Source organism: Nonomuraea sp. CX421, from assembly GCF_059358955.1.
This window is the reverse complement of sequence record NZ_JCADBK010000009.1, coordinates 30238-48416: the sequence shown is the minus strand read 5'-3', so window position 1 is coordinate 48416 and position 18179 is coordinate 30238. Positions and strand designations below refer to the sequence as shown.

Below are 18179 nucleotides of genomic sequence, written 5' to 3'. Positions count from 1 at the left end.
CCCGGTCTGCAGCTGAGTTCATTCCGGGTGCGGGATCTCGTCCGTAGCGTTCGAAGTCCACGATCCCTCCCGTTGATCAGGGGCACCCCGGCATACGGGGGGTGGCGGAGGAGGAGAGACGCATGACACGTTCCCGGAGCCGCTCTTCGCAGCCGGTCACGAGACGGGCCTTCCGGAGGAATGAGCCTTGAGCACGTCGATCCAGGAGCCCGCTTCGCCGTCCGGCCGGCCGGGCACCGCCGCGCGAGCGCTCGCCCCTGACCTCGCTCGGGGCGGGATGCTGCTGGCCATCGCGTTCGCGCACGCGCCGCTGTTCGTGGTCGCCGTCGACCGGGGCCCGGCTTGGGCCAATGAGATCGCCGGTTTCTTCCACCTGCTCTTCGTCAACAACCACGCGCGGCCGATGTTCGCCTTCCTGTTCGGCTACGCGCTGGTGCAACTACTGCGCCGGCAGACGCGGCGGGGCGATGACTGGCCGGCCGTCCGCAAGCTGCTGCGCCGCCGGGGATGGTGGCTGGTGGTGATCGGCTTCGTGCATGTGGCGGTGCTGGTGCCCATCGACATTCTCGCCGTGTACGGGCTCAGCGCCGTCCTGCTCGTCGGCCTGCTGCGGGCCAGGGACGCGACGCTGCTGTGGACGGCAGGGCTGACCCTGGTGCCCGCCACCCTGCTGGTGGGGGCGGGGATGTGGTATCCGCTGTCGCAGGGCATCTCGACGTACGCCGCGGGCAGCGTAGCCGCGGGTACGAGCGGTCTGTGGGAGATGTTCGTCGGCAGGCTGGCGATCTGGCCGTTCAGCCTGGTCACGGGCGTCATCATGGTCGTTCCCGGGGTGATCCTCGGTATGTGGGCGGCGCGGCGGCGCGTCCTGGACGAGCCCGAGCGGCGCCGGACGTTCCTGGTGCGCGCCACGGTGATCACCATGGTCGTGTCTCTCGCCGGCGCCGTTCCCGCCGGGCTCATCCAGGCAGGGGTGTGGGCCGAGCCGTCGCAGGCCGCGCTGTGGATCGTGGCGCTCGCCCAGCCGCTCACCGGATACCTGAGCGGCATCGGGATGGCCGGGGCGTTCGGGTTGATCGCTCTCGTGGCCGCGCGGCGGCGCGGTCGCCTGACCGTCGCCGTCGAAGCGCTCGGTCAGCGCTCGATGAGCCTGTATCTGTTCCAGTCGGTCGTGTTCGTGGTGGTCTTCGGTCCGTACGGACTCGGGCTGCAGGGCGATCTCGGGCTCGCGGGCGCCACGGGGGTGGCAGCGGCGACGTGGCTGCTGTCACTCGTGATCGCCGATCTGATGCGGCGCTTCGGTCACCGTGGCCCGGCGGAGATCCTGCTGCGCCGCCTCGCCTACCGTCAACGACGGGCTTGATCGAGTGCGGTGCCGCCCTGACACGGAGGTTCACAAGCACTGATGTGATCGCCAGAATGCGTACGTGACCGAGCAGACCCGGCGAATCGGCCGATACACGCTCATCCGCAAGCTGGGCGAAGGGGGCATGGGCATCGTCTACCTCGCCCAGGACCCCGAGTTCCGGCTCGTCGCGCTCAAGGTGCTGCGGCCTGAACTGGCTGGACGTGAGGACTTCAGGCGGCGCTTCACCCGGGAGGCCGAAGCGGCCCGGCAGGTGGCCCGGTTCTGCACGGCGCCTGTGCTCGACGCCGGGATCGACGGGGAGACGGCCTTCCTCGTCACCGAATACGTCGAGGGCCCGGATCTGTCCACCATGATCGAGCGGCAGGGGCCGATGCACGGCGCCAATCTGGAGGCCCTGGCCGTCGGGGTCGCCACCGCGCTGGCCGCCATTCACCAGGCCGGTGTCGTGCACAGCGACCTCAAACCGTCCAACATCCTGCTGAGCGCCGTCGGGCCGCGTGTCATCGACTTCGGCATCGCCCGCCTGGCCGACCCCGAGGCCACCCAATCGGTCACCGTGGCCGGCACCCCCGCCTATATGGCTCCAGAGCAGGCCAACGGAGGCTTGCTCACGCCCGCCAGCGATGTGTTCGCCTGGGGCGGCGTCGTCACCTACGCGGGCACCGGCCGGCCGCCGTTCGGCACCGGCGAGATGCCCGAGGTGCTGTTCCGGGTCGCGCACCACGTCCCCACCCTGGATGGCCTGGACGAGCGGCTGCGCCCGCTGGTGGAGCAAGCCCTGCAGAAGGATCCCGCTCGCCGCCCCACCACCCAGCACTTGCTGGACCACCTTCTGGGCCGCGAACGCGCAACCGTGAACGCCGCGACGCGGGCCGTCAGTGACGCTTGGACGCCACTGCTCACGCCGGAGGAGCCCTCACCGTCCCGCCCTCGATCATCCAGCCGCTGGATGGCACCCGCGGTCGCTGCCGCCCTGGCCACCTTGATCAGCACCGGCGCCTGGTTGGGCCTGTTCCGCCCGTGGCAGCAGGACACGACTGCCACCCCATCCCCGACGACCAAGACCGCGACCGCCACCACGCCCAAGCCCGCCGGCACGCCCCTCGCAACGGGGATCGTCACACCGGGCAGCGAATCCGCGGGGCGTACTTTCGCCCACACTGACGTACGCGGCGTGAAGGCCCGCGGCCACGTTCAGATCGACTCCCTGACCTGGCAAGGCGACAAGGTCATGCTGCGATACACGATCAGGAACGACGGCGGAGGGACGTTCATCAGCCTGTTCGGTCTGATTCAGTCGGGCAAGCAGGGCACCGAGGGGATCGAGTTGATCGTTCCCGACGAGCTGTTTCCTGTCACTCCCATGTTCGAGAACAGCAGGTGCGCATGCACACAATGGCCGCCCGGCGCAATCCTGCATGAGGGAAGAACCGCTCGGGCCTACGCGGCCTTCGGCAAGGTTCCCAAGACTGCCAAGGCCGTCGACGTCGATCTCAAAGATCTTGGCATCTTCAAGAACGTGGTCATCACGGAGAGCTGACGGTGAAGCAGACGCCGTAGCGGCGGCCCGCCACTGACCGGTCAGCGGGCGTCTCCCTGGACAGAGCCCGGCCTCGTGCGGCGTTTGGCGTGCCGTTGGCTGTGCCGTACAGGATGAAAAGGGTCAGCCGCGTGCGGCGATCATTCCCACTCGATGGTGCCCGGGGGCTTGCTGGTGACGTCGAGGACGACGCGGTTGACGTCGCGGACCTCGTTGGTGATGCGGGTGGAGATGCGGGAGAGCACGTCGTACGGCACCCGGGACCAGTCGGCCGTCATGGCGTCCTCGGACGACACCGGGCGCAGCACCACCGGATGACCATAGGTGCGACCGTCGCCCTGGACGCCGACGGAGCGGACGTCGGCGAGCAGCACCACCGGGCACTGCCAGATCTCACGGTCGAGCCCCGCCCGCGACAGCTCCTCCCGGGCGATGGCGTCGGCCTCGCGCAGCAGGTCGAGCCGCTCGCGGGTGACCTCGCCGATGATGCGGATGCCGAGGCCGGGACCGGGGAACGGCTGACGCCACACCATGGCCGACGGCAGCCCGAGCTCCTCACCGGCCCGCCGCACCTCGTCCTTGAACAGCGTGCGCAGCGGCTCGACCAGGGTGAACTGGAGGTCTTCGGGCAGGCCGCCGACGTTGTGGTGGGACTTGATGTTGGCGGTGCCGGTGCCGCCGCCCGACTCGACCACGTCGGGGTAGAGGGTGCCCTGGACGAGGAAGTCGACCGGGCCGTCGGCCATGATCGCGCGCTGCTCGTCCTCGAAGACGCGGATGAACTCGCGTCCGATGATCTTGCGCTTCTCCTCCGGGTCGGTCACGCCGTCGAGCGCCTTCAGGAAGCGGTCGGCGGCGTCGACGACCCGGAGCTTGACGCCGGTGGCGGCCACGAAGTCGCGTTCGACCTGCTCGGCCTCGCCCTTGCGCAGCAGCCCGTGGTCGACGAAGACGCAGGTCAGCCGGTCGCCGATGGCGCGCTGCACGATCGCGGCGGCCACGGCGGAGTCGACGCCGCCGGACAGCGCGCAGATCGCCCGGCCGTCGCCGACCTGGCGGCGGACCGCCTCGACGGACTCTTCGACGATGTTGAGCATGGTCCAGGAGGGGCGGCAGCCCGCCGCGTCGAGGAAGTGCCTGAGCACCGCCTGGCCGTGCTCGGAGTGGAGCACCTCGGGGTGGAACTGCACGCCGTAGAGGCCCCGCTGGGGGTGCTCGAAGGCGGCGACCGGAGTCTCGCGAGTGGAGGCGGTCACCGCGAACCCCTCGGGGGCGGCGGCGACGCTGTCGCCGTGGGACATCCAGACCTTCTGCGCCGCGGGCAGCCCGGCGAAGATCACGCCCTCCTGGAGCACGTCGAGCTCGGTGCCGCCGTATTCGGCGACGCCGGTGCGGGCCACCTCGCCGCCCAGCGCCTGGGCCATCGCCTGGAAGCCGTAGCAGATGCCGAACGTGGGCACTCCGGTCTCGAACAGACCCACGGGGACGGCCGGGGCGTTGTCGGCGTAGACCGAGGAGGGGCCGCCGGACAGGATGATCGCCTTGGGCCGCTTGGCCAGCATCTCCTCGACCGGCATCGTCGAGGGCACGATCTCGGAGTAGACGTGGCACTCGCGCACCCGCCTGGCGATCAACTGCGCGTACTGCGCGCCGAAGTCGACCACGAGCACTGTGTCGAAATCAGACACCGAGAGATACCCCCATGAAGGCGAATGCGGTGTCTCCAGTGTATCGGCAGCACCCGTCCTGCCTGGCCAGGTGTCATTCGTACGCGGGCAGTGGGGGGATCCCGCCCGTGAGCAGGGCGTCGGTCTGCCTGCGCAGGCCCATGCCGTAGTCGGGGTGGGTCAGCACCAGGAAGCGTTCCTCGTGGATCGCCTCGACGACCAGGTCGGCGACCCGTTCCGGCTCGATGCCGCGCTCGACGGCGGCGTCGAGCCGTTCCTGCGCCTCCGGGTCGTCGGAGCCGCGAGCGAGGGACAGTCCCGCTGGGCGGACCTGTTCGGAGTGGTTGATCCTGGTCCGCACCCCGCCCGGGCACAGGGCGGTGACGCGCAGCCTGGACCCAACGGCGGCCAGATCCTGGGCGAGCGACTGTGTGGCCGCGTACGCCGCGTACTTGCTGACCGCGTATCCGCCCGCCGACGGGGCGCCGAGCAGGCCGGCCACGGACACGGTGTTGACGATGTGGCCTTCGGTGTCCTGCTCGATCATGCGCGGGACGAACGCCTGGATGCCGTGGAGCACGCCCCACAGGTTGACGCCCAGCAGCCAGCTGAAGTCCTCGGGGGTGCGGGTCCACATGTGCCCGCGCTGGAAGACGCCCGCGTTGTTGCAGAGCAGGTGGACCGCGCCGAGCTCACCGAAGGCCCGGTCGGCCAGGTGGTGCACGGACGCCTCGTCGGACACGTCGGTGATCTGGGTGAGGGCCTTGCCGTTGCCCGCCAGTTCGGCGGTCTCGGCCAGCCCACCCGGATCGACGTCGGCGAGCATCAGCGACATGCCCTCGGCGGCGAGGCGCACGGATAACGCCCTCCCGATGCCGCTCGCCGCCCCCGTCACCACCGCGACCTTGCCGAACAGTTCTCGCACCGGAACCCTCCCCTAGCGCTCGACTCGAACGTACAGGATCGGGCGGATCCGTCCAGAAGGTCGGCAAATCCGGATTCAGTACGTCGCGACGGCGGCGATCTCGTCGAGCAGCGCCTCCAGAATCTTGTCGTCCGTCGCGGGGGCCATGACCGTGACCCGCAGGTGGCGGGCGCCGCCCAGCTCGGTGGAGGTGAGGTGGAAGGAGCCGTCGAGCAGCAGGCGCTCGCGGATCGTGGCCTGGTCCGCGTCGCCGTACCTGAAACAGACGATGTTGCTCTCGGGCTCGTACGGCAGATCGAAGGCGGGTCGCTGGGCGGCGAGCTCCCAGAAGCGGTGGGCCGTGGCGTACTGGCGGGCCACGTAGTCGCCGAGGCCGCGCTCGCCGCGCCAGGCGAGGTTCAGGAAGATCTTGAGGCCCAGCTCGGCCTTGGTGCACTCGACGGTGCGGCCGATCAGGTCGAAGCCCTGGTCGCCGTAGAAGAGGTAGCTGGCCTGCTGCCGGAAGGCGGCGTCCAGGTCGCCCTCCTCGCGGACGAGCACGGCGGCGGCGAGGGAGGAGGTGCGGAGCATCTTGTGGGCGTCCCAGATGACCGAGTCGGCCTGGTCGATGCCGTCGAGCAGGTGCCGGTGCCGGTCGCTGAGCAGGGCCGAGGCTCCGTGCGCGCCGTCCACGTGGAACCAGACGCCGCGTTCGCGGCACCACGCGCCGAGGGTGCGCAGGTCGTCGTGGAGCCCGGTGCCCGTGGCGCAGGCGGACGCGACCAGCGCCATCACCCTTTTTCCGGAAATGTCGGGTAGGCGGCTGACGTCGATCCGGCCGAGCGCGTCCGTCTCCAGCGGCACCAGCGAACGCTGCCCCAGCCCCAGGATCGACGCGGCGCGTGACACCGAGTAGTGCGCCGAGGGCGGCGCGAGGATCACCAGGTCGCCCGGCACGCCGTTCTCCCACGCGTCGGGCGCCACCCGTGCCCGCGCGGCCAGCAGCGCCGTCAGGTTCGCCAGTGACCCGCCGTGCGTCAGCACGCCGCCGCCGGCCGGAAGGCCCACCTTGGCCAGCATCCACCTGAGCACCTCGAACTCGACCGTGGCCGCCGCCGCGCCCATCTCGTAGACGGCCATCGGGTTGTTCGTGGCGCCGTGGATGAAATCGGCCAGTGCCGCCGGGAAGTCCGGCGACGCGCTCTGGTGTCCCAGGTAGGCGGGATGGTGGAGCCTGGTGCCCTCCGCGAGGAACGTCCGCAGAAACTCCTGGTACGTCCCCGGGATCATCCCGCCGTCCCGGATCAGGTCCCGCAGCCCGAGCCGCTCGGCCAGCTCCCGGGGCGGCTCGCGTCTGATCACGGGCACGGCGCCCCGCTGGCTCTCGTCCACGTACGCCGCCAGCTCGCGGACCGTGATGCCCGCCGCCTCGGTGAACTCCTCGATGTTCCACATACTCCGAAATAGTGGTCACTTCATCGAGGCCCGGCTAGCGTCACCGAAGGAAAGGGTGACAATGCCGCATAACACCGAACTGGATTCGATCGACCTGGCCATTCTGGCCGAGCTGCAGAACGACGCCCGGCTGCCCAACAAGGATCTCGCCGACCGCCTCGGCGTGGCACCCTCGACGGCCCTGGAACGCGTCCGCTCGCTGCGCCGCCGGGGCGTCATCACCGGGTTCCGCGCGTGGGTCGAGCCGGCCAAGCTGGGCCGGCCGCTGCAGGCGCTGCTCGCCCTTCGCGTACGCCCCCACACCAGCCAGCTCGTGGACCCGCTGCGGACGTTCGTGCTCGGCCTGCCGGAGACAATCACCCTGTTCCACGTCGCCGGGACCGAGGACTTCCTGGTGCACGTGGCCGTGACCGACGCCGACCACCTGCACCGGCTGGCGCTGGAGAAGTTCCTGGTCCGGCCGGAGATCGTCCATCTGCAGACCACGCTGATCTTCAGGACCGAGCACCAGCCGGTCCAGCGGCCATCCGAAATGTAACAATGATCCACATGTCCCTCCGGATCACGACGCTCGCCGAACGTCCCGAACTCGCCGCCTCGCTCTGGACGATGGACAGCGCGTGGCCCGAGTTCATGCTCAAGGACCCCATCGCCGACCTCTTCTACGAGATCGCCGACTCGGCCTACACCGGCTACGTGCTGGTGGCCGACGACGACGCCGAGCCTGGGCGGCTGGTGGCGCGCGCCTGCATGATCCCGTACGCGCCGAAGGGGTCCGAGCTGCCCGACGACGGCTGGGACGCGGTGATCCGCCGGGGCTGGCTGGCCCGCGAGACCTCCACCGAGACCTCCGCCATCTCCGCCCTGGAGATCACCGTCCGGCGCGACCTGCTGGGGTCGGGGGTGTCGCCTCGCATGGTGAGCGCGATGCGCGACCACGCGGCCGCGATGGGGTTCGCCGAGCTGGTGGCGCCCGTCCGGCCCAACCAGAAGCACCTCGAACCGCACACCCCCATGACCGAGTACGCCTTCCGCACGCGTGCGGACGGGCTGCCGCACGACGCCTGGCTGCGCGTGCACGTACGGGCCGGCGGGAAGATCGTCAAGGTGGCGCCCCGGTCGATGGTGGTCGCGGGCACGCTCGACGAGTGGCGCGCGTGGACCGATCTGCCCTTCGACCGCACCGGCACGATCGAGGTGCCGGGAGCGCTCAGCCCGGTGCACTGCGACGTGGCGCACGACCACGCGGTCTACGTCGAGCCGAACGTCTGGGTCAGCCACCCGCTGCGCTGACCGGGCGCAGGGCACGTTAGGCGTGCCGACCTGCGGGCACGCGTCCCCGTATGCCTGAAGAAGCGAACACCACACCGCCCGGTCAGAGCCAGCCGTACCCAGGACGCAGCGGCGAGATGGCGCCCGAACCCCGCGATGAGATGCGCGACTACGAGGGCAGGGGCCTGCTGGCGGGCAAGCGGGCGTTGATCACCGGCGGTGACTCCGGCATCGGCCGGGCGGTCGCCATCGCCTTCGCCAAGGAGGGGGCCGACGTCGCGATCGCCTACCTCAGCGAGCACGAGGACGCCAACCACACCAAGAAGCTCGTGCAGCAGGCCGATCGGCGCTGTGTGCTGCTCCCGGGTGACCTGGGCGACCGCGACCACTGCGCGTCGGTCGTCGAGCAGGCGGTCGGCGAGCTCGGCGGCCTCGACGTCGTGGTCAACAACGTGGCCTACCAGGAGCCGGTCAACTCCCTGGAGGAGCTGACCGACGAGCAGTGGGAGCACACGTTCGCGGTGAACATCCACAGCTACTACCGGGTCACCAAGGCCGCCCTGCCGTACCTGCGGGAGGGCAGCGCGATCATCAACACCTCGTCCGTGAACGGGCTGCGCGGCAACAAGACGCTGATCGACTACTCCGCCACCAAGGGCGCGATCAACGCATTCACCTACGCGATGGCACAGAACCTCGTCGAAAAGGGCATCCGGGTCAACGCGGTGGCCCCTGGGCCGGTCTGGACGCCGCTGATCCCGGCGACGTTCCCCGAGGAGAAGGTCGAGAAGTTCGGCGAGCAGGTGCCGATGAAGCGGGCCGCCGACCCTGACGAGATCGCGCCGTCGTACGTCTTCTTCGCCGCCGAGCGGCTGTCGTCGTACTACACCGGCGAGGTCCTCGCCCCCATCGGCGGCGAGACCCTTCCGGGGTGAACGCCGCTCCGGCTGATCAGCTCGTACGGCGGAGCAGCTCCTGCTCGTGGGCCCGCACGTCGAGCCCTTTCGCGGTGGCCCACGCGTCATCGTGATAAGTCGCCAGATGTCGTGGATGCGCGTCGCCGATCACGGACACCACCGTGCCGTGACGGCCCTTGGCGCGCATCCGTTCGACCAGCTCCAGCGCGGCCCAGAGCGCGGTGCCCGACGAACCGCCCACGGGCAGCCCGGTGACCTCGCGAACGCGCCGGGCGGCGGCCACGGAGGCCGCGTCGGGCACCGGTATCACCAGGTCGACCAGGTCCGGGCGGAAACCGGGCTCCACGCGCGGCCTGCCGATCCCCTCGATGCGTGACGGCATGCCCGTCGCGTAGTCGGACACGTCCAGGGTCCACCCGGGGAAGTACGCCGAGTTCTCGGGATCGGCCACCGCCACCCGTGTCCGGTCCACACTGCCCGGCTCTGGGCCCGCAAGCGTGGGGAGTTGCTCTGGGCCCGCACCCGGAGAGGCGACGAGGGCCTGGGCCCGGCGGCCCAGGGTCGCCGAGGTGGCTCCGGTGCCGACCCCCACCACCACCCAGTCCGGGCGTACCTGGGCGAACAGCTCGTCGGCCAGGTCGTGCTCGACCGCTCGACCGAACTGGTCGAGGAAGTGCCCTGCGATCTGCCGCGCCGCGTCGTAGATCGCCAATGGCGGGGTCACGAACCGGCACTCGCCGCCCAGCTCCTCCACCGGCCGCGCCCGCTCCTCACCGCGCACGCCGGGCATGACCACGATGTACGGCAGGCCGAGCCGCCTGGCGAACCACGCCTGCGCCACGGCGGCGTTGCCCCCGGTGGCCTCCACCACGGTCGTCCCCTCGGTCACCAGCCCGTCGAGGACGGCCCGCCGGAACAACGCCCTGGCATGCCGGTGCCGCAGGCTCCCGGTCGGATGCGCCGACTCGTCCTTCAGCAGCAGCCTGACGCCGGGCGCCGCCACGGGAAACTCGACCAGAGGCGTCGGCGCCCCCGCCTCTAGCAGGTCCAGCGCATGCACATCCCAGCCCATCCGATCACCCTTTCACGCCCTTGAGGTGCCCGCGCTCAACGAGGCCAGGAGCACTAGGTGTGCGTACTTTTGCTGGAAATAGGCCGTCATGAGTGTGCATTTCTCAGCAGAGCAGAACAATCTTCTGCTCGACCATGGAGAGGTCGAGAGCGGGGGTGCGATCCGGGTGTCCGACTCGGTGACGATCGTTCCGGGAGCCGGCTGCCTGGCGGTCGCCGGTGATCCCACCACGGTCCGGTGCTCGGCCGGCATCCCGAAGATCCTGGCGAGGCTGGGCAACGGCCGCGACACCTTCCACACGCTCGTCCCGTTCGCCGGGTCGGTCGAGGGGGACGACGGCGACGACACCTTCCTCGTCGGCGAGGCCGCGGGCACCACGGCCAGCCGCATCCTGTACGCCGGCCACAACGGCGAGGACACCACCTCCTACGCCCTGTCCTCGGCCGCGGCCGGGGTGACCGTGCGACTGGACTTCGCGTTCAACGACGGCCGCCCCGCCGAGGGCACCCGGCCGGCCGACCAGGACAACATCCAGACGGAGAACATCATCGGCAGCTCGTTCGGCGACACGCTGACCGGCGACGCCCTGGGCAACACGATCACTCCTGGCCGTGGCCGGGACACCGTGTCGGGCGGCGCCGGCAACGACGTGATCGACGTCCAGGACGGCCAGGCCGAGAACTCCGTCCGCTGCGACGGCGGCACCGCCGACAGGGCGATCGCCGACCGAGTCGCCGTGGATACGGTCCACGCCGACTGCGAGACCATCACCCGCGCCGCCTGAGCGCGTACCAGTGGTGAATCCGGTCGAACGGGGCCCGACCGGACACACCCGGGGGCCGGCCAATTCATGGCCGGCCCCTTTTCCACGCAAGCCCGGCAACTCGCCAGCTCGCCTTCCGATTCCCCGGCGGCCAGGTCAACCAGTGGCCCATCCTGTCCGTCAACCGAAGAAAGAAGGAAACACCAGGCCATGAAAACCATGACAGCCGAACCGTGGGGAGTCACCCGCGTGACCGCATTCAACCCGTCCGCTCGCGTGGAAGTGCCCCGCGTCGAACTCGACCCCGTGACACAGACCGGTCGCTACTTCGATCCGTCCGGCCAGCCGATCGAGGCGGGCAGGCACGGCACCAACAAGGAGACCAACAAGAACACGACGACCAGCTGCTCTGACAGTACGAGGCCTGCTAAAGACCACGAGAACACCATCGACTACGCCGACGACTGTTGATGACGGATGTTCCGTTCTGGTGATCAACAGCGTGCGCTCTCGCCAACCTCTCTGGGGAAAGGACGTACATGACCGATCGGAGCGCTGGACTGGCCGAGCGACTCATCTCGGGTGGTCACCTACACGATCCGCAATGGCGGGCCGCGGTCGAGCACGTTTCCCGCGAGTTCTTTCTCGGAGACGCGGTCTTCCGGCGGGTGAACGGTTCGTACGGCACGCTGTGGGAGCCGGTGCGTCGCCAGGACGTGGGCGATGAGGAGTGGCTGCGGATGGCCGACTCCGACGAATCCTGGGTCACCCAAGTGGACGGTGTCATGGCCGCGGCCGCGACCGACACGATGGGCGGGAGCCCGACGTGCTCCTCCACGATGCCCAGCCTGGTGGTGCGGATGCTGGAGGTCGCCGAGATCGTGGACACCGACTCGGTGCTGGAGATCGGCACGGGGACGGGCTACTCCACCGCTCTCATGTGCCACCGGCTCGGCGAGGCTCGCGTGACCTCGGTCGAGTACGATCGGGCCGTGGCCGCCGGCGCGCGGGCCGGCCTCTCGCGGCAGGGCTACGCCCCCACCCTCGTCGTGGGTGACGGCCTCGGCGGCCATCCGGAGAACGCCGAGTACGACCACCTGATCGCCACCTGTTCGGTGCGCTACATCCCCGCGCCCTGGATGTGGCAGGTGCGTGACGGCGGCACCATCACCGCTCCGCTGACGGGCTGGATGCACGGGTCGGCGTTCGCGCATCTCAGGCTCGGCGACGACGGCACCGCCTCCGGCCGGTTCCGCGCCGAGGACATCTCGTTCATGCCCGCCCGCCCGCATCAGCCCCCGCCGCGCTCGCCGTTCTACCTGACGGGCCTCGGGGAGGCGCGCGCGAGCCGGATCGATCCGAAGCTGCTCGACGACTCGACCGGCGTGTTCGTCGCCCAGCTCGCCGCGCCTTCGGCCGAGAAGATCGGTGACGGGGACGAGGTGTTCCTGATCGACGTGGCCACCGGGTCCCAGGCCACCACCGAGCCGGCCCCGGACGGTGGCTGGAGCGTGCACCAGCACGGGCCGCTCCGGCTGTGGGACGCCGTCGAGGACGCCATCCTGACCTGGCAGCGAGCGGGATCTCCCCACCAGTCGGCCTTCGGTCTCACCGTGACGCGCGACGGGCGGCAGCGGGTCTGGCTCGGCGACCCGGACGGGCCGAGCTGGAATCTCCCTGTCTGACCGATCCACGGCGGTGTCCCGCGCGCGGGATCCGCCCCGGCGGGCCCGCGCGCCCGGTCGGATCTCGACGCCGTACGCGGTCAGGTCTCCGCGTCGTACACGTCAGGCCGGCGTCGTACGTGGCGTGAGGGTCAGCCGGAGGGCGCCGGGGGCGGCGGCGGGGACCACCGGGTCGCGCGGCGCGACCGGCGAGAGCCGGTCGTAGGCCGAGCCGAGAGGCGGACGCGGATCCGCCTCGCCCGCGTTCGGCCAGAACGACATGGCCCGCTCGGCCTGCGCGGTGATGGTCAGCGACGGGTTGACGCCGAGGTTGGCCGAGACGGCCGAACCGTCGACGACGTGCAGCCCCTCGTGGCCGTAGAGCCGGTGGTAGGGGTCGATCACGCCGGTGTCCGGGGAGTCGCCGATCGCGCAGCCGCCGAGGAAGTGCGCCGTCGCCGGGATGTCGAACAGGTCCAGCCACGACCCGCCCGGCAGCCCGCCGACCTCCTCGGCCGCGTGCCGTACCGCGTCGTGACCGGCCGGGATCCAGGTGGGATTGGGCTCGCCGTGGCCGCGCGACGCGCGCAGGCCCCAGCGGGTGCCGCGTACCGTGATCGAGTTGTCCTTGGCCTGCATGACCAGCGCGATGATGGTCCGCTCCGACCAGCGCCGCAGGTTGAGCAGGCGCAGCGCCCGCAGCGGGTGCGCCGCCACCTCGCGGGCGAAGGCGCGCCACCGGGACTGGCCGCCGTCGATGAGCAGGGTGCGCAGCAGGCCCATCGCGTTGGAGCCGTCGCCGTAGCGGACCGGCTCGATGTGCGTCTGGGCGTCGGGGTGGATGGAGGAGGTGATGGCGACGCCGGAGTTGAGCTTCTCGCCGTCGGCCGAGAGCCGTTCGAAGCCCAGCAGTGCCTCGGAGTTGGTCCTGGTCAGCGTGCCCAACCGGGCGGAGACGCGGGGCAGCGTGCCGTCGGCGCGCAGCCGGTGCAGCAACCGCTGGGTGCCGTACGTGCCGGCCGCGAAGACGACCTGTTTCGCGGTGAACGTACGGCGCAGCCGCGCGGACCCCGTCCTACGGACGTGCACCCGGTAGCCGCCGGAGGGCAGCGGACGCACCGAGGTGACGGTGCACTCGGCGTAGATCCGGGCGCCCGCCCGTTCGGCCAGGTAGAGGTAGTTCTTGGTGAGCATGTTCTTGGCGCCGTGACGGCAGCCGGTCATGCACTGGCCGCACTGCGTGCACCCGCGCCGCTCGGGGCCGGCGCCGCCGAAGTAGGGGTCGACGCCGTCCTCGCCGAAGTAGACGCCGACGGGCGCGAGGCGGAAGGTGTCCGCCACGCCCATCCGATCGGCGACCTTGCGCATGATCTCGTCGGCCCGGGTCACCGTGGGGTTGGTCACCACGCCCAGCATGCGTCTGGCCTGGTCGTAGTGGGGAGCCAGCTCGGCCTTCCAGTCGGTGATGGACGCCCATTGCGGGTCCTGGAAGAACGGGTCGAGCGGCTCGTACAGGGTGTTGGCGTAGTTGAGCGATCCGCCGCCCACCCCGGCCCCGGCCAGCACCATGACCTTGCTGCCACGCTCGCCGCGCAGCACGTGGATGCGCTGGATGCCCTTCAGCCCGAGCCAGGGCGCCCACAGGAAGTCGCGCGCGTGCCAGGAGGTGGCGGGCAGAGTGGATTCGTCGAAGCGCCGGCCCGCCTCCAGCACGCCGACCCTGTACCCCTTCTCGGTCAGCCGGAGCGCCGAGACGCTGCCGCCGAACCCGGACCCGATGACGAGCACGTCGAAGTCGCTCACTTGAGCCGGAGCCTCCTCATCGTCTTGAGCGTGACGCTCAGAACCTCGGCCCACGTCTCGTACGACAGGTCGAACGGCGGCTCGAACCCCAGCCAGCTCGCCTGGGAGGCCACGGTCTGCGACTCGGTGTAGCGGAGCAGGCCCTCCGCGCCGTGCCTGCGGCCGATGCCGGACGCCTTCATGCCGCCCATCGGGGCGTCGTAGGAGGCGTAGGCGGAGCCGTACCCCTCGTTGATGTTGACCGTGCCGGCCTTGACGCGGGCGGCGAACGCGCGGCCGCGGGCGAGATCGGTGGTCCAGACGGAGGCGTTGAGCCCGTAGACGGTGTCGTTGGCCAGGGCGACGGCCTCGTCGTCGGTGCCGAACGGGTACAGCGCGACCACCGGGCCGAACGTCTCGTTGCGGCACAGCTCCATGTCCTCGGTGACGCCGGTGAGGACCGTGGGCTCGTAGAACAGCGGCCCGAGGTCGGGCCTGGCCTTGCCGCCGGTCAGCAGCGTGGCGCCCTTGTCCAGCGCGTCGTCGACGTGCGCGCTGACGGCGTCGAGCTGGCGCTGGGAGGTGAGCGAGCCCATCTGCACCGACCAGTCGTGGCCCGCGCCCAGCCGCAGGTTGCGCACCTGCCGGGTGAAGCGCTCGGCGAAGGCGTCGAACACGCTCGCGTGCACGTACAGGCGCTCGATCGACAGGCAGAGCTGGCCGGCGTTGGTGAAGCAGGCCCGGAGGGCGCCCTGGACGGCGAGGTCGAGGTCGGCGTCGTCGAGCACCACCATCGGGTTCTTGCCGCCGAGCTCCAGGGAGCAGCCGATGAGCCGCTTGGCCGCCTCCTCGGCGATCTTCCGGCCGCTGCGGGTGGAGCCGGTGAAGGCCACGTAGTCGGCCCCGTCGAGCAGCGCGTCGCCGAGTTCGGCGGGCTCGCCCAGCACCACCTGCCAGATCTCGCGCGGCATGCCCAGCTCGGCCAGCAGGTCGATCGTCCACAGCGTGGACAGGGCGGTCTGCGTGTCGGGTTTGTGGACGATCGCGTTGCCGGCCAGGAGCGCGGGGACGGCGTCGGTGATCCCGAGGGAGAGCGGGTAGTTCCACGGCGAGATGAGCGCGACCACGCCCTTGGGCCGGCGCAGTTCGCTCACCCGGGTGGCCACCGGAAGGATGCCCTGGCGTCTGCGCGGGGCGAGCAGGCCGGGGGCGCGGCGGGCGTAGTAGAGGCCGCCCCCGGCGACGTCCAGCACCTCCTCGAAGGCGTGCTTGCGGGCCTTGCCGGTCTCGTTCTGGACGATGTCGAGGATCTCGTCGCGCCGGTCGAGCAGCGCGTCGTGGAGGAGGAGGAACGGCCGCACCCGTTCGGCGACCGGCCGGGCGGCCCATTCCTCCTGCGCGGCCCGTGCCTTCCGGTAGGCCACGCTGACGTCGTCGGCGGTGGAGAGGGGCAGTTGGGCGAGGGGTTCGCCGGTGAACGGCACGGTGATCTGCTGGGTCGTGCCGCTGGACGTCACGTGCATGGCAGAAGGATATTCCGGACATGCTACTCGCGGGTAGTTTTCGCCGGGCGCGGCATGGGGTGAGAATCCCCTCATGCCTTCCTTCGCGCCGCTCAGACCCGGAGATCCGCCACGCCTGGCCGGCCTCGATCTCCTCGGCAGGCTCGGCGAGGGCGGGCAAGGGGTCGTCTACCTGGCCAAGGACCCCTCCGGCGAGCACGTCGCCGTCAAGTGGCTGCGGGCTGACCAGGCGGCCGACGAGGTGAGCGTCGAACGGTTCCTGCGCGAGGTGCAGGTGGCTCAGCGGGTGGCGCCGTTCTGCACGGCGGCCGTTCTGGGCACCGGCATCGAACACCAGCGGCCCTACATCGTCAGTGAGTTCATCGAGGGGCCGTCGCTGCAGCAGGTCGTGCAGCGGGAGGGGCCGCGCACCGGCTCCTCGCTGCACCGCCTGGCCGTCGGCACGGCCACCGCGCTGGCCGCGATCCACCAGGCCGGCATCGTGCACCGCGACTTCAAGCCGGCCAACGTGATCCTCGGCACCGACGGGCCGCGGGTGATCGACTTCGGCATCGCGAGGGCGCTCGACGCCACCTCGACGATCAGCGGCATGCCGGTCGGCACCCCTTCGTACATGCCGCCCGAGCAGATCATGGGACACACCGTCGGGCCGGCCGCCGACCTGTTCTCGTGGGCCGGGACGATGGTGTTCGCCGCATCCAGCCGGGCGCCGTTCGGCAGCGACACCATGCCCGCCGTGCTCAACCGGGTGCTCAACCAGGATCCCGACGTGGGCGTGCTCGACGGGCCGCTGCGCGACGTGGTGCTCGACTGCCTGGCCAAGGACCCTGCCCGCCGGCCGACGGCCGAGCAGGTGATCATGCGCTTACTGCAGCGTGCCGCGCCCAACCCGGGCATCCTCGCCCAGGCGGCCGCCGCCGCGACCCCCTCGGCGCCGCACCCGCCGGCGCCCCCGCACCCGACGCCCCCGGCAGCGCACCCGGCACCGCACCCGGCGCATCCGGCGCCGTCTCGGCACCCGATGGCCTCCGGGTCGCCGATGGGGTCCACGCCGGCGGCATTCCCGGCGCCCGCGAGGTCCTCGATGCCGCCCGGAGCGTTTCCCGGGTCTTCGACGTCCTTTCCCACGCACCACCGGCCGGGGTTCCCGCCACCCCGCAGGGGCAAGGGCCCGATCATCATCGGTGTGACGGTGGCCGTCGCGGTGCTCATGCTGGCGGCCGTGGCGGTGGTCGTCTCGCGGCAGCGGACCCCGGTCGCGGCCCTCTCGGCCACGCCGCGAACGACGACGACGCAGCAGCGCCAGACCCCCACGGCGGTGCCGGCCGACCCGGTCAGGCGCAAACTGCCCGGCGGCGCGATCACGCTCTACGAGCACCCGGCTGACGCCATCACCCTCACCTCGTACGAGATCTACGACAAGAAGTCCGAGGAGTGGCAGGACTACGCCAGGAAGTCACTGCGCGGCACGTTCGTCAAGTACGCCGACAACTGGGAGTCACTCGTCTCGCCCGACGGTCACCGCCTGGCCAGCAGGGGCCGCACCTACACCTCCGACGACTACGACTCGATCGTCATCACCGACCGGCGCTCGGGCGCCAGGTCCACCGTCAAGACCGTGCGCGAGCCGCTGATCAGCAGCCTGCGTTCCTGGTCCAAGGACGGCTCGACGCTCCTGCTCAACATCGAGCGGAAGAAGGGCGACGACTGGCTCTACCTGGGCTTCGTCCTCGTCGACGTGGCCGAGGCCAAGGCCACCGTGGTCAACGTGGCCGACAGCGCGATCCGCGGCTCCTCCTTCGGCTGGGACGGCGAGGAGAAGGGCGTGGTCAACGTCTACGGCAAGGACGAGGGGCTGCGCTTCTTCGACGCCGCGGGCAAGGCGGTCCGCGACGCGCCCGCCGTCGGCACGCTGGCCTCGGGCACGCAGGACCTCTTCTCCCCCTCCGGCAAGCTGTTCGTGACCAACTGCCCCGAGGGCGTCGGCCGCGACCACTGCCTCTGGGACTCAGCCACCGGCGACCGGGTCCGGGCGTTCTCCTCCGACTGCGACAAGATCCTCGGCTGGTACGACGAGACCCACCTGTTCTGCTGGGAGCAGAGCGACGCCACCAACGACGAGGTCCAGGTCGTCGGCTTCGACGGCGAGCTGGTGCGCAAACTGCTGGAGATCCCCGACGAGCTGGAGCTGAGTCCCGTCTTCACCGTCAACCCGGCCCGGGGCTCCTGAACCACCCGGCCGCGGGATCCG

At 70.7% G+C, this 18179-nt stretch carries 15 protein-coding genes; 9 read left to right on the top strand and 6 right to left on the bottom strand.

Annotated elements, in window-relative coordinates; all coding sequences use genetic code 11:
* The first annotated feature begins 187 nt into the window (after nucleotides 1–187).
* Both AC5L3X_RS18360 and AC5L3X_RS18355 read left to right on the top strand, forming a co-directional pair.
* Nucleotides 188–1363: a DUF418 domain-containing protein gene (locus tag AC5L3X_RS18360; protein WP_494858275.1), complete on the top strand. Its 1176-nt coding sequence runs from the start codon at nucleotides 188–190 to the stop codon at nucleotides 1361–1363.
* A 64-nt stretch (nucleotides 1364–1427) separates the two neighbouring features.
* Complete coding sequence (locus AC5L3X_RS18355; protein ID WP_494858274.1) at nucleotides 1428–2909, top strand: serine/threonine-protein kinase; 1482 nt, start codon at nucleotides 1428–1430, stop codon at nucleotides 2907–2909.
* Nucleotides 2910–3049: 140 nt separating this feature from the next.
* On the opposite strand, the gene guaA is transcribed toward AC5L3X_RS18355, so the two are convergent.
* From guaA to AC5L3X_RS18340, 3 genes are all read right to left on the bottom strand, one after another.
* Nucleotides 3050–4597 carry a glutamine-hydrolyzing GMP synthase gene (guaA, locus tag AC5L3X_RS18350; protein WP_494858272.1) on the bottom strand — a complete coding sequence of 516 codons (1548 nt, stop codon included), beginning with the start codon at nucleotides 4595–4597 and terminating at the stop codon, nucleotides 3050–3052.
* 73 nt (nucleotides 4598–4670) lie between these two features.
* Complete coding sequence (locus AC5L3X_RS18345) at nucleotides 4671–5501, bottom strand: SDR family NAD(P)-dependent oxidoreductase (RefSeq protein ID WP_189126316.1); 831 nt, start codon at nucleotides 5499–5501, stop codon at nucleotides 4671–4673.
* Nucleotides 5502–5576: 75 nt separating this feature from the next.
* Nucleotides 5577–6935, bottom strand: coding sequence for a pyridoxal phosphate-dependent decarboxylase family protein (locus AC5L3X_RS18340; RefSeq protein ID WP_494858270.1), 1359 nt, complete (start codon nucleotides 6933–6935; stop codon nucleotides 5577–5579).
* 61 nt (nucleotides 6936–6996) lie between these two features.
* On the opposite strand from AC5L3X_RS18340, the gene AC5L3X_RS18335 reads away from it, so the two are divergent.
* From AC5L3X_RS18335 to AC5L3X_RS18325, 3 genes are read left to right on the top strand one after another with little or no spacing between them, the layout of a single operon-like run.
* Nucleotides 6997–7473 carry an Lrp/AsnC family transcriptional regulator gene (locus tag AC5L3X_RS18335; protein ID WP_189126318.1) on the top strand — a complete coding sequence of 159 codons (477 nt, stop codon included), beginning with the start codon at nucleotides 6997–6999 and terminating at the stop codon, nucleotides 7471–7473.
* An 11-nt stretch (nucleotides 7474–7484) separates the two neighbouring features.
* Nucleotides 7485–8228: an N-acetyltransferase gene (locus tag AC5L3X_RS18330; protein ID WP_494858268.1), complete on the top strand. Its 744-nt coding sequence runs from the start codon at nucleotides 7485–7487 to the stop codon at nucleotides 8226–8228.
* Between the two features lie 50 nt (nucleotides 8229–8278).
* Nucleotides 8279–9142 (top strand): SDR family oxidoreductase, encoded by an 864-nt coding sequence (locus tag AC5L3X_RS18325; RefSeq protein ID WP_494858266.1) that lies wholly within the window; start codon nucleotides 8279–8281, stop codon nucleotides 9140–9142.
* Between the two features lie 16 nt (nucleotides 9143–9158).
* Here AC5L3X_RS18325 and AC5L3X_RS18320 read toward each other — a convergent pair whose 3' ends face one another.
* A complete protein-coding gene (locus AC5L3X_RS18320; RefSeq protein WP_494858265.1) occupies nucleotides 9159–10196 on the bottom strand; it encodes a PLP-dependent cysteine synthase family protein in 1038 nt (345 codons plus the stop codon).
* An 88-nt stretch (nucleotides 10197–10284) separates the two neighbouring features.
* Between AC5L3X_RS18320 and AC5L3X_RS18315 the strand changes: the two genes are divergently transcribed.
* The 3 genes from AC5L3X_RS18315 (at nucleotide 10285) to tgmC (ending at nucleotide 12644) form a co-directional block, all read left to right on the top strand.
* Nucleotides 10285–10980 carry a hypothetical protein gene (locus AC5L3X_RS18315; protein WP_494858263.1) on the top strand — a complete coding sequence of 232 codons (696 nt, stop codon included), beginning with the start codon at nucleotides 10285–10287 and terminating at the stop codon, nucleotides 10978–10980.
* Between the two features lie 66 nt (nucleotides 10981–11046).
* Entirely contained in the window at nucleotides 11047–11430 is a 384-nt protein-coding gene (gene tgmA / locus AC5L3X_RS18310; RefSeq protein WP_494858261.1) for a putative ATP-grasp-modified RiPP, read from the top strand.
* 68 nt (nucleotides 11431–11498) lie between these two features.
* Entirely contained in the window at nucleotides 11499–12644 is a 1146-nt protein-coding gene (gene tgmC / locus AC5L3X_RS18305; RefSeq protein ID WP_494858260.1) for an ATP-grasp peptide maturase system methyltransferase, read from the top strand.
* A gap of 102 nt (nucleotides 12645–12746) precedes the next feature.
* On the opposite strand, the gene AC5L3X_RS18300 is transcribed toward tgmC, so the two are convergent.
* Both AC5L3X_RS18300 and AC5L3X_RS18295 read right to left on the bottom strand, forming a co-directional pair.
* Nucleotides 12747–14426 (bottom strand): FAD-dependent oxidoreductase, encoded by a 1680-nt coding sequence (locus AC5L3X_RS18300; protein WP_494858259.1) that lies wholly within the window; start codon nucleotides 14424–14426, stop codon nucleotides 12747–12749.
* Nucleotides 14423–15928, bottom strand: coding sequence for a succinic semialdehyde dehydrogenase (locus AC5L3X_RS18295; protein ID WP_494858258.1), 1506 nt, complete (start codon nucleotides 15926–15928; stop codon nucleotides 14423–14425). Before AC5L3X_RS18295 ends, AC5L3X_RS18300 begins: the two co-directional genes overlap by 4 nt.
* 73 nt (nucleotides 15929–16001) lie before the next feature.
* Between AC5L3X_RS18295 and AC5L3X_RS18290 the strand changes: the two genes are divergently transcribed.
* A complete protein-coding gene (locus tag AC5L3X_RS18290; protein ID WP_494858256.1) occupies nucleotides 16002–18158 on the top strand; it encodes a protein kinase domain-containing protein in 2157 nt (718 codons plus the stop codon).
* The last annotated feature ends 21 nt before the right edge of the window (nucleotides 18159–18179 follow it).